Annotated in this window: 10 protein-coding genes; 4 read left to right on the top strand and 6 right to left on the bottom strand. The window is 53.0% G+C overall.

Translation table 11 applies throughout. The annotated features are described in order from the left end of the window. Positions 1-31: 31 nt before the first annotated feature. The 6 genes from LA337_03105 to LA337_03080 form a co-directional block, all read right to left on the bottom strand. Positions 32-265, bottom strand: a complete 234-nt coding sequence (locus tag LA337_03105; GenBank protein UBI16698.1) for a YgdI/YgdR family lipoprotein — start codon at positions 263-265, stop codon at positions 32-34. Between the two features lie 91 nt (positions 266-356). Beyond that, the gene (locus LA337_03100; GenBank protein UBI16697.1) at positions 357-1,700 is read right to left on the bottom strand and encodes an MFS transporter; all 1,344 of its coding nucleotides are present in this window, start codon (positions 1,698-1,700) and stop codon (positions 357-359) included. Positions 1,701-1,847: 147 nt separating this feature from the next. Further along, the gene (gene fixX / locus LA337_03095) at positions 1,848-2,135 is read right to left on the bottom strand and encodes a ferredoxin-like protein FixX (protein ID UBI16696.1); all 288 of its coding nucleotides are present in this window, start codon (positions 2,133-2,135) and stop codon (positions 1,848-1,850) included. Continuing rightward, entirely contained in the window at positions 2,132-3,418 is a 1,287-nt protein-coding gene (locus LA337_03090) for an FAD-dependent oxidoreductase (protein UBI16695.1), read from the bottom strand. Before LA337_03090 ends, fixX begins: the two co-directional genes overlap by 4 nt. 48 nt (positions 3,419-3,466) lie before the next feature. Then, entirely contained in the window at positions 3,467-4,408 is a 942-nt protein-coding gene (locus LA337_03085) for an electron transfer flavoprotein subunit alpha/FixB family protein (GenBank protein ID UBI16694.1), read from the bottom strand. Positions 4,409-4,423: 15 nt separating this feature from the next. Further along, positions 4,424-5,194, bottom strand: coding sequence for an electron transfer flavoprotein FixA (locus LA337_03080; protein ID UBI16693.1), 771 nt, complete (start codon positions 5,192-5,194; stop codon positions 4,424-4,426). Positions 5,195-5,675: 481 nt separating this feature from the next. Between LA337_03080 and caiT the strand changes: the two genes are divergently transcribed. The 4 genes from caiT (at position 5,676) to caiC (ending at position 11,327) form a co-directional block, all read left to right on the top strand. After that, the gene (caiT, locus tag LA337_03075; protein ID UBI16692.1) at positions 5,676-7,193 is read left to right on the top strand and encodes an L-carnitine/gamma-butyrobetaine antiport BCCT transporter; all 1,518 of its coding nucleotides are present in this window, start codon (positions 5,676-5,678) and stop codon (positions 7,191-7,193) included. Between the two features lie 34 nt (positions 7,194-7,227). Continuing rightward, complete coding sequence (gene caiA / locus LA337_03070; protein ID UBI16691.1) at positions 7,228-8,370, top strand: crotonobetainyl-CoA dehydrogenase; 1,143 nt, start codon at positions 7,228-7,230, stop codon at positions 8,368-8,370. A gap of 123 nt (positions 8,371-8,493) precedes the next feature. Beyond that, complete coding sequence (gene caiB, locus LA337_03065; protein ID UBI16690.1) at positions 8,494-9,711, top strand: L-carnitine CoA-transferase; 1,218 nt, start codon at positions 8,494-8,496, stop codon at positions 9,709-9,711. A 62-nt stretch (positions 9,712-9,773) separates the two neighbouring features. After that, a complete protein-coding gene (gene caiC, locus LA337_03060; protein UBI16689.1) occupies positions 9,774-11,327 on the top strand; it encodes a crotonobetaine/carnitine-CoA ligase in 1,554 nt (517 codons plus the stop codon). Positions 11,328-11,339: the final 12 nt, after the last annotated feature.

Here is an 11,339-nt window from a genome sequence, read left to right as displayed (position 1 = left end):
ATTATTGAGTAGATAAATGGAAAAATCTGAGTTAGTTGTCCAGCTCGCTCATATCTTTAACCTGGTCGCGGTTAATCTGCTCCGTCTTACCCGTTTGCGCATTTTTGTACGATACCAGGCCGGTATCATCATCGACTTGCGGTTTGCCGTCAGTGACGATGGTTTTGCCATCGGTGGTTTTAACCGCCTGGTTTGAGGAACAACCGGCTACGGTAAACAGTGCTGCTGCGGTAAAAATAGACGTGATCAGGATATGTTTTTGCATGGTGTTCTCCCTGCTTTTCAGTTGTTTTCAGTAAAATACCCAATTAACTGTAGGCTAACTGACTGAGTTGCAGGAAAAATACAGAACACTCCTAATAGCCTGTCCTGGTCACGGGCTTACTGCGAATCGTCATTTGACTGGTTTGCGCCAGCGTCAGCCCCCGCGTTTCCGGCGCGAAAGCAATCGACACCAGCAGGCCAATCAGCGAAATTCCCGCCCCCATCAGCATGACATTACTGATGCCGTATTTGCTAATGAATACCGGCAGGGCCCAGGTTGAAACAATAGTGCCGATGCGGCTTAACGACATTATCACCCCGACGGCAGACGCGCGAATATCGGTAGGAAACAGTTCGTTCGGGTATAGCCACTGCAGGTTTCCTGGTCCCCCCGAGAAAAACGCGTATACGGCAAACGCCAGCACCACCAGCCACGCCCCCATATCAGGGATTAACCCCAGCACGGCCAGCGCCAGCGTCATCATAATAAAGCTGCCAATCAACAGCGGTCGGCGGCCCGCGCTATTGAGCCAGAACATGGGAGGAATGCACCCCAACATAAAGCACAGGCTTATCACCACATTGCCCAACGCGGCGCTTTTCCCGGCACCAAGCCCCAGCAGCCCAACAATCTGCGGACCGAAGGTATAGATGGCGAACATCGGGATCACCTGACAGGTCCAGATAACGGCGACAAACAGGACAAACGGGAAATGACGGCGATTAAACAGCTGTAAGAAGCGCGTCTCCTGCGGCGCTTCTTCGTCGAACACCACCGGTTCGCCGAACAGTTTGATCATCATCTCCTCGCACTCTTTCACCCGCCCTTTACGCAGCAGCCAGCGCGGGGATTCAGGAAGATCGAAACGTCCAATCAGGATCAAAATGCAAGGGATCACCGCGCTGCCCAACATCCAGCGCCATCCACCCTCAACATCATACAAACAGTAACCGACCAGGTCGGCACAGGTGGCGCCGACATACCACATCGCGGCGATAAAACCGATGGAAAAAGCGCGCTGGCGGGTATTGGAGAACTCGGTAATCATCGAGGTAGCGATCGGGTAATCAGCACCAATCACAATGCCGATTAGCACGCGCATCACCAACAGCTCAACGGGCGAGGAGACAAACATTGTTGCCGCCGATATCACGCCAATGGCGATAATATCGATGATGAACATTTTGCGCCGCCCGACCTTATCGGAAATGTAGCCAAACAGCGACGTCCCCACAAACAGACCGGCGAGCGTGCCAGCGCCCAGCAGACCAATCCACTGTGCGTCCAGTTTCAATGCTGGCGTGAGCTGTTCCAGCGCCACGCCAATCATCACCAGCACATAACCATCCAGAAACGGCCCACCGCTTCCCCACAGCATTATCCGGCGGTGAATAGAGGTAAATTTGATGTCATCAAAGTTCCTGGGCTGCTGCATAGCGACTTCCTGTTTCAACACGGGCAAAGCGTCATCTGTAGGCCGGATAAGGCGTTTACGCCGCCATCCGGCATTGGCGCCACATGATTGCCGGATGGCGATGCTACCGCATCTTATCCGGCCTACGGGGGCACAACCTCGTACTTATTAGCCGTAGCGAAATTCCACGCCAAAGGTTCCGCGCGGGTATTCCCACTTTTCCAGCGCGGTATCAAGTCCGAGAATGCGGCACGTTCCGCACTCCAGGCACCCGGCGTAATCAAAACGCACACTGCCGTCGTCCTGCTTTTTATACAGTCCAGCCGGACAGGCCTTAATCAGCACTTCCAGCGCCTGTTTATCAGGTTCGGTTTTGAGAATGATATGCGGGCTGTCTTCATCCACATTGAACTTATTGACGCCCAGTTTGACGTCCACATTGACGGGAGATGTCATAATACGGTCACTCCTTTCAGGCCATCTTTCATCAGGTTGATGAAGCCCACTTTCTTCGCATGGCGCAGGATTTTTTTGCGCATTGGCACCGGAGCGGAACCATCCACGGTGAACAGGTCGCGCGCGATACTGACCGCCATTTCAGGATAGGCGGTAAACATGCGTGGGTTATCAAGGAAAGCGGGAAGCTTCTGATACATGCGCATATCGCGCATCGGACCCTCGTCGAGATGCTGACGATATTCGCCCAACGACTGCTTGCTAAAATCATCGCGCTTCATTGCGGAGAGCACTGTTTTCGCCGCCGCTTCGCCTGCGGATATGGCGAGATCCATACCGCGGATGGTAAAGCCGAGGTTCATACACATTCCGGCAGCATCACCGGCAATCAGGACGCCGTCACCCACCAGTTCTGGCTGCATATTGATACCGGCTTCCGGAACAACATGCGCGGCATATTCCACCAGCTTGCCACCAGCGATCAGCGGGGCTACTGCCGGATGCTGTTTGAAATCTTCCAGCATTTGCGGGACCGATTTTTTCGCGTCTTTCAGATGATGAAGGCCGCAGACCAGTCCCAGAGAAAGGGTCGTTTCATTCGTATAAAGAAAGCCACCGCCCATCAATCCATCGGTTGGCGAACCGGCAAACAGGCAGGCTGCGCCTTCGTTCCCCTGTAACTGGAAACGATCTTCAATTACCGATTTTGGCAGTTCGATCAGCTCTTTTACGCCGACGGCAACATGCGATGCCTCCACGCGCTTTGCCATACCCAGCTTTTCAGCCAGCAGAGAATTCACCCCGTCGGCGAGGATCACCACTTTAGCTTCCAGAATATCGCCGTCGGCTTCCACGCCCACGACTTTACCCTCGCGCTGCACAACGTTATCCACGCGAATACCGGTGATGAGCTGAGCGCCCGCCTCTTCGGCCTGCTCCATCAGCCAGGCGTCAAATTTACTGCGTAAGACGGAATAAGAAACTTGCGACGATGCGGCCTCTTCACCATTGCAGTAATCGATGGTCATCGCCCCTTTGTCGGTCATAAAGGCGAGTTTTTCGTGGGTGATGATGCGTTCAATGGGAGCTTGCTCAGCAAAACCGGGAATGATGCGCTCCAGGCTATGCGCATACATGCGCCCACCGGTGACATTCTTCGCGCCAGCAGAATTGCCGCGCTCGATAACCAGCACCTGTGCGCCTTCCCGAGCCAGCACCAGCGCCGCAACCGAACCCGCCAGACCTGCACCCACGATGATGGCATCAAAGATATCTTCGGACATACGTACTCCTGTCAGCGGCAGGATACCTTCGCATCCTGCCCGAATGGTTTAACGCGCTAAGGCAGCCGTCAGCGCAGGCAGGATCTTCAGCGCATCGCCAACGATGCCATAATCTGCATACTGGAAAATCGGCGCATTTTTGTCTTTGTTGATGGCGAAAATCGTCTGTGCGCCGTTAGCGCCGACCATATGTTGGATCTGCCCGGAGATCCCCACGGCCAGATACAGTTCAGGCTTAAGCATCAGGTTGGAGATGCCGACGTAGCGTTCATGCTCCATCCACTTCTCGTTTTCCGCCACCGGGCGGGAACATGCCAGCTCAGCGCCAATCGTCTGGCACAGCGCTTCTGCCAGCGAGATATTTTCTTTACTGCCGATACCGCGCCCCACGCTGACCACCAGACGGGCTTTGTCGAGATCGACGCTGTTGCTCTGACGCGCCTGAGTGGCTGTACGCGTCACGGCAATGGCCGGAGCCTGCCACTGCACGGTGTGCACCTCGCCGCTGCGGGCGGTATCCGGTTGCTGCGCATCAAATGTTCCGCTGCTGAGCGTGATCACGGCAAACGGTGAGGCGATTGTTTCTGCTCCCATCGCCAGGCCGCCGTAGACCATATGTTTGACCGCCGCTTTTCCGTCCTGCACTGCAACTGCGCTGGCGTCATTTGAGACCGCAGCCGACAAGCGAAAGCCCAGCTTTGCCGCTAGCAGCTTGCCCCGACGCGTATTCGGCAGCAGCACCGCGCCGTCCTCGCTGTGCTGACGAATGGTCTCGGCCATCACATCGGCGTAGTCTTCAACCATACGGTCTTCGGGTTTGCCGCTGAGCAGCCAGACATGTTCCGCGCCTAAATGGCATGCCGTCGCGCCGTCCTCATCGCTGAGCACAAACGTGTTAACTTTTTCACCTAAAGCCTGCGCACCATTCATCAGTTCCGGCAGACGAGAAGGGGTATCGCTGAATACCCAGATACTGGAAAATTTGTTCATAACATCCCCTGATAATTAAATGATTTTGCGAAGATTCTCGACAAACGCGGCAATCTGTTCTTCACCGTCGCCTTCAATGACAACGCGCTGACGCTCGCGCTGCTTCGGCGCAGCAACCTGTTGTTCGGAATACGCCTGCGCGCTGTTCAACCCAATGTCTGCAGGCGACCAGACCTGAACCGGTTTTTTCGCTGCGCCAAGGATGGCTTTCATAGAAGGGATTTGTGGGGTGTTGATATCCGTAGAAACTGCGATCACCGCCGGGAGCGGGATGCTTAGCGTTTCAACTTCATCTTCCAGTTCACGCTCTACCGTCAACGTGCTGTCGGTAAGAGAGAGGATTTTACTCACGCCGTTAATCGCCGGAACGTTCAGCGCTTCGCCCACCAGCAGACCAACCTGCTGAGCATAAAGATCGGAAGAACCGTCACCGCAAATAAGCAGATCGAAACCTGACTTTTTCGCGGCGGCAGCCAGCGCGCTGGCCGTTTGTTGCGGCAGCGCCTGCTCGAATTGATCGTCGATAACAACAATCAGTTCATCCGGGCCACGGGAGAGCACATCTTTGCGCCCTTTTGCATTAGTCAGCGCTTTGCCGCCAACGCTCATGGCGACAACCTGGGCCTCTCCTGCCTGTTGTTTCAACTGACAGGCCGTTTCGATCGCATTCAGATCGTATTGGCTGATTTTGCCATCTGCTTTGCTGAAATCGAGAGAACCATCAGCATTATTAATCACAATATCCTGTTCATCAGGTACGCATTTGTAGCAAGTAATTATCTTCATTGCATCTCCAGAAATCATGAAGGAAACGTATTTATATCGGCGGTGTTAAATACAGATATCACGCTCTTTAATTCGGAAATAAAACATTAATCACCAATATTGAAAATGTCACACATTGAAATTCGTAACTTTCAATAGTGTTACATGCCTCACTAATATTGAAAGAATCATGTCAAACACGAAAATTTTCAATATTGTTTACTGGTTCAACAATATTGAACGCCGGTCACTTAAAAAAGTTAAAAAATCAACACTAAGCATATAATTAATAAAGAAAAAACAAGAAAACACCAACAAAATAGCCAGCATAAAAAAGTGTGACCGCGATAACGGAATAGCCGGAAATGAATACCCATTATGAGTTACTCACTGAGGCGCTCCCAGAGGTTAAAAAGTTATCAACAAATCATTAATAATAAATAAACAAACGATCATGCACGGGTACGCTAAATAAATTTCGTTTTCACACTGGAATTCACTTATGAAAAATGAAAAGAGAAAATCGGGAATTGAACCGAAGGTTTTTTTTCCGCCATTAATAATTGTCGGAATACTTTGTTGGCTAACAGTAAGAGATCTGGACGCGGCTAACGTCGTTATTAATGCGGTATTCAGTTATGTCACCAACGTCTGGGGTTGGGCATTTGAATGGTATATGGTCGTCATGCTTTTCGGCTGGTTTTGGTTGGTTTTTGGGCCGTATTCGAAAAAGAAACTCGGCGACGAAAAACCCGAGTTTAGTACCGCCAGCTGGATTTTTATGATGTTCGCTTCCTGTACATCCGCCGCGGTGCTGTTCTGGGGTTCCATCGAGATCTACTACTACATCTCCACCCCGCCGTTTGCCCTCGCCCCTAACTCCACGGGCGCAAAGGAACTGGGCCTGGCGTACAGCCTGTTCCACTGGGGACCTCTGCCGTGGGCAACCTATAGCTTCCTCTCCGTAGCCTTCGCCTACTTCTTCTTTGTGCGCAAGATGGACGTCATCCGCCCCAGCTCCACGCTGGTGCCGCTGGTGGGCGAAAAGCATGCGAAAGGGCTGTTCGGTACCATCGTCGATAACTTCTACCTGGTGGCGCTGATCTTTGCGATGGGTACCAGCCTCGGTCTGGCGACGCCGCTGGTCACCGAGTGTATGCAATGGCTGTTCGGTATTCCGCATACGCTGCAACTCGACGCCATCATCATTACCTGCTGGATCATATTGAACGCTATTTGCGTGGCCTGTGGGCTGCAAAAGGGAGTCAAAATCGCCAGCGACGTGCGTAGCTACCTGAGCTTCCTGATGCTGGGCTGGGTGTTTATCGTCAGCGGCGCCAGCTTCATCATGAACTACTTCACCGACTCGGTCGGCATGCTGCTGATGTATCTGCCGCGCATGCTGTTCTACACCGATGCCATCGGCAAAGGCGGTTTCCCGCAGGGCTGGACCGTCTTCTACTGGGCGTGGTGGGTTATTTACGCCATCCAGATGAGTATCTTCCTGGCCCGTATTTCTCGGGGTCGTACCGTACGTGAACTGTGCTTCGGGATGGTACTGGGCCTGACCGCGTCTACCTGGATCCTGTGGACTGTCCTTGGCAGTAACACGCTGCTGCTGATGGATAAAAACATCCTCAACATTCCGCAGTTGATTGAACAACACGGCGTGGCGCGCGCCATTATCGAAACCTGGGCCGCCTTGCCGCTCAGCACCGCCACCATGTGGGGCTTCTTCATCCTCTGCTTCATTGCCACCGTAACGCTGATTAACGCCTGCTCTTACACCCTGGCGATGTCCACCTGTCGCGAAGTTCGCGACGGCGAAGAACCGCCGCTGTTAGTGCGTATCGGCTGGTCCATTCTGGTCGGCATCATCGGTATCGTTCTGTTGGCGCTGGGCGGGCTGAAGCCGATACAGACCGCGATTATCGCCGGAGGATGTCCGCTGTTCTTCGTCAACATCATGGTGACGCTGTCCTTTATTAAAGACGCCAAAGTGCACTGGAAAGACAAGTAATTCTTATTAACCCAATTGATCAAGAGGCTGAAAGATGGATTTCAACTTAAATGACGAGCAGGAACTGTTTGTCGCTGGTATTCGTGAACTGATGGCCAGTGAGAACTGGGAAGCTTATTTTGCCGAGTGCGATCGCGACAGCGTCTACCCTGAGCGCTTTGTAAAAGCGCTGGCGGATATGGGCATTGATAGCCTGTTGATTCCGGAAGAACACGGTGGACTGGAAGCGGGTTTTGTCACCGTCGCCGCCGTCTGGATGGAGCTCGGACGCCTGGGCGCACCAACCTACGTGCTGTACCAGTTGCCGGGCGGTTTTAACACGTTCCTGCGTGAAGGGACCCAGGAGCAAATTGATAAAATCATGGCGTTCCAGGGTACCGGTAAGCAGATGTGGAACTCTGCTATCACCGAACCGGGAGCGGGATCGGATGTTGGTAGCCTGAAAACCACTTATACACGCAAAAATGGTAAGGTTTATCTTAATGGCAGTAAGTGCTTTATCACCAGCAGCGCCTATACCCCGTACATCGTGGTGATGGCGAGGGATGGCGCATCGCCGGATAAACCTGTTTACACCGAGTGGTTCGTTGACATGAGCAAAGCGGGTATCAAGGTCAACAAGCTGGAGAAACTCGGTCTGCGCATGGACAGCTGCTGTGAAATCACCTTTGACGACGTTGAACTGGACGAGAAAGACATGTTCGGTCGGGAAGGTAATGGCTTCAACCGCGTGAAAGAAGAGTTTGACCATGAACGCTTCCTCGTCGCGCTGACCAACTACGGTACGGCAATGTGCGCTTTTGAAGATGCGGCACGCTACGCCAATCAGCGCGTACAGTTTGGCGAAACTATCGGCCGTTTCCAGCTGATTCAGGAGAAGTTCGCGCACATGGCGATCAAACTGAATTCCATGAAAAACATGCTGCTGGAAGCCGCATGGAAAGCGGATAACGGCACCATTACTTCAGGCGATGCGGCAATGTGCAAATACTTCTGCGCCAATGCCGCGTTTGAAGTGGTCGATACCGCCATGCAGGTGTTGGGCGGAGTAGGTATCGCGGGCAACCATCGCATCACGCGCTTCTGGCGCGACCTGCGCGTTGACCGTGTTTCTGGTGGTTCTGACGAAATGCAGATCCTGACGTTGGGTCGTGCGGTACTCAAGCAATACCGCTAGAACGACGCAACCTGTAGGCCTGATAAGACGCTTTAGCGTCGCCATCAGGCAATCAATGCCGGATGGCGGCGCGAGCGCCTTATCCGGCCTACATGGACACCCATAAATGCCAGGAGAAAAATTATGCATCATTTACCCATGCCAGCCTTTGGCCCACTTGCCGGGGTACGCGTCGTTTTTTCAGGGATCGAAATTGCCGGTCCGTTCGCCGGACAAATGTTCGCCGAATGGGGCGCGGAGGTTATCTGGATTGAAAACGTCGCATGGGCAGATACTATCCGCGTACAGCCTAACTATCCGCAGCTCTCACGCCGTAACTTGCACGCCCTGTCGCTGAATATTTTCAAAGATGAAGGCCGGGAAGCGTTTCTGAAGCTCATGGAAACCACCGATATTTTCATTGAAGCCAGTAAAGGCCCGGCCTTTGCCCGCCGCGGTATTACCGATGAAGTGCTGTGGGAACATAACCCGAAGCTGGTTATCGCCCACCTTTCCGGCTTTGGCCAGTATGGTACCGAGGAGTACACCAATCTTCCGGCGTATAACACCATCGCGCAGGCGTTCAGCGGCTATTTGATCCAAAACGGCGACGTTGATCAGCCAATGCCCGCCTTCCCGTACACCGCCGATTACTTCTCCGGGATGACCGCAACGACGGCTGCGCTGGCGGCCCTGCACAAAGTACGCGAAACGGGTAAAGGCGAAAGCATTGATATCGCCATGTACGAAGTAATGCTGCGCATGGGGCAATACTTCATGATGGACTACTTCAACGGCGGCGAAATTTGCCCACGCATGACCAAAGGCAAAGACCCGTATTACGCTGGCTGCGGCCTGTATAAATGCGCCGATGGCTATATCGTCATGGAGCTGGTCGGCATCACGCAAATCAACGAGTGCTTCAAGGATATTGGCCTCGCCCACATTCTTGGCACACCGGAAGTCCCGGAAGGTACCCAGCTTATTCATCGCGTGGAATGCCCATACGGTCCGCTCGTGGAAGAGAAACTGGACGCCTGGCTGGCAACGCACACCATCGCCGAAGTCCAGGCGCGCTTTGCTGAGCTGAACATCGCCTGCGCGAAGGTGCTGACCATTCCGGAACTGGAAGGCAACCCGCAGTACGTTGCCCGTGAATCCATTACTCAGTGGCAGACGATGGACGGTCGCACCTGCAAAGGGCCGAACATCATGCCGAAATTTAAAAACAACCCGGGGAAAATCTGGCGTGGCATGCCATCACACGGCATGGATACCGCCGCCATTCTGAAAAACATCGGTTATAGCGAAGCAGACATAAATGAGCTGGTCGGCAAAGGCCTGGCCAGAGTTGAGGAATAAACGCGACGCGCTGACCCGCTCGTTGGTTGGCGCTCACGCCTGATTTCAGTGGATAAAGCAATATGGATATCGTTGGCGGACAAAACTTACGTCAGATGTGGGACGACCTGGCCGGGGTGTACGGAAATAAAACGGCGTTAATTTTCGAATCCTGCGAAGGAATCGTTCGGCAGTTTAGCTATGCCTCGCTCAATGAAGAGATTAACCGCACGGCAAACCTTTTCCATTCCTTAGGGATCCGCAAGGGCGATAAGGTCGCATTGCATCTGGATAACTGTCCGGAATTCATCTTTTGCTGGTTTGGGCTGGCAAAAATTGGCGCCATTATGGTGCCGATTAATGCCCGCTTACTGGGCGAAGAAAGCGCCTGGATCCTGCAAAACAGCCAGGTGAGCATGCTGGTCACCAGCGCCCAGTTTTATCCTATGTACCGCCAGATACGGCTGGAAAATACCACTCCGCTGAATCATATCTGTCTGATTGGCGAGCAGCTTCCGGTTGACGACGGCGTGAGCCACTTTACCCAACTGCAGGCCAGCCAGTCGACCACGCTGTGCTATACGCCCGCGTTATCCACTGACGATACGGCGGAAATTCTGTTTACCTCAGGCACCACCTCGCGGCCTAAAGGGGTGGTGATTACCCACTACAACCTGCGTTTTGCAGGCTACTACACTTCCTGGCAAATCGCTCTGCGCGATGATGACGTCTATATGACGGTGATGCCCGCTTTTCATATCGACTGCCAGTGTACGGCGGCTATGGCGGCATTCTCCGCAGGCAGCACCTTTGTGCTGTTGGAGAAGTACAGCGCCAGAGCGTTCTGGGATCAGGTGCGTAGATATCAGGCGACGGTCACCGAATGCATTCCGATGATGATCAGAACGCTGATGGTACAACCTGCCGCACCAACCGACAGACAGCATCACCTGCGCGAAGTCATGTTCTATCTCAATTTATCTGCGCAGGAAAAAGACGCCTTTACCGAACGCTTTGGCGTCAGGCTGCTGACCTCCTACGGCATGACTGAAACCATCGTCGGTATTATTGGCGACCGTCCCGGAGACAAGCGGCGCTGGCCCTCTATTGGTCGCGTAGGTTTTAGCTATGAAGCCGAAATCCGTGACGATCACAACCGTCCCCTGCCCGCCGGAGAAATTGGCGAAATCTGCATTAAAGGCGTGCCGGGCAAAACAATCTTCAAAGAGTACTACGCCCAGCCGGAGGCTACCGCCAAAGCGCTGGAACCTGAGGGCTGGTTACATACCGGAGATTCAGGTTACCAGGATGCAGACGGCTTTTTTTATTTCGTCGACAGGCGCTGCAACATGATTAAACGCGGCGGGGAAAATGTCTCCTGCGTCGAACTGGAAAATATTATTTCTGCGCATCCGAAAATTCAGGACATTGTGGTGGTTGGTATTAAAGACTCGATCCGTGATGAAGCCATCAAAGCGTTTATCGTCCTTAATGAAGGTGAAACATTAAGCGAAGCTGAGTTCTTCAGCTTCTGTGAAAACAATATGGCGAAATTCAAGGTTCCCTCTTTTATGGAGATCAGAGCCGACCTGCCGCGTAATTGTTCAGGAAAAATAATCAAAAAAAATCTGAAATAAGCCTTCCGGCCG

The sequence above is a fragment of the Citrobacter europaeus genome, assembly GCA_020099315.1.
GTDB classification, from domain to species: Bacteria; Pseudomonadota; Gammaproteobacteria; order Enterobacterales; family Enterobacteriaceae; genus Citrobacter; species Citrobacter europaeus.
Note: the sequence above shows the minus strand (reverse complement) of the source record. Positions and strands in the feature narration are given on the sequence as shown.

Coding starts and splice junctions, on each gene's coding strand:
- LA337_03100 (UBI16697.1), bottom strand. CDS start 1,700: ATGCAGCAGCCCAGGAACTTTGATGACATCAAATTTACCTCTATTCAC.
- caiA (UBI16691.1), top strand. CDS start 7,228: ATGGATTTCAACTTAAATGACGAGCAGGAACTGTTTGTCGCTGGTATT.
- LA337_03080 (UBI16693.1), bottom strand. CDS start 5,194: ATGAAGATAATTACTTGCTACAAATGCGTACCTGATGAACAGGATATT.
- LA337_03085 (UBI16694.1), bottom strand. CDS start 4,408: ATGAACAAATTTTCCAGTATCTGGGTATTCAGCGATACCCCTTCTCGT.
- caiT (UBI16692.1), top strand. CDS start 5,676: ATGAAAAATGAAAAGAGAAAATCGGGAATTGAACCGAAGGTTTTTTTT.
- LA337_03090 (UBI16695.1), bottom strand. CDS start 3,418: ATGTCCGAAGATATCTTTGATGCCATCATCGTGGGTGCAGGTCTGGCG.
- caiB (UBI16690.1), top strand. CDS start 8,494: ATGCATCATTTACCCATGCCAGCCTTTGGCCCACTTGCCGGGGTACGC.
- fixX (UBI16696.1), bottom strand. CDS start 2,135: ATGACATCTCCCGTCAATGTGGACGTCAAACTGGGCGTCAATAAGTTC.
- caiC (UBI16689.1), top strand. CDS start 9,774: ATGGATATCGTTGGCGGACAAAACTTACGTCAGATGTGGGACGACCTG.
- LA337_03105 (UBI16698.1), bottom strand. CDS start 265: ATGCAAAAACATATCCTGATCACGTCTATTTTTACCGCAGCAGCACTG.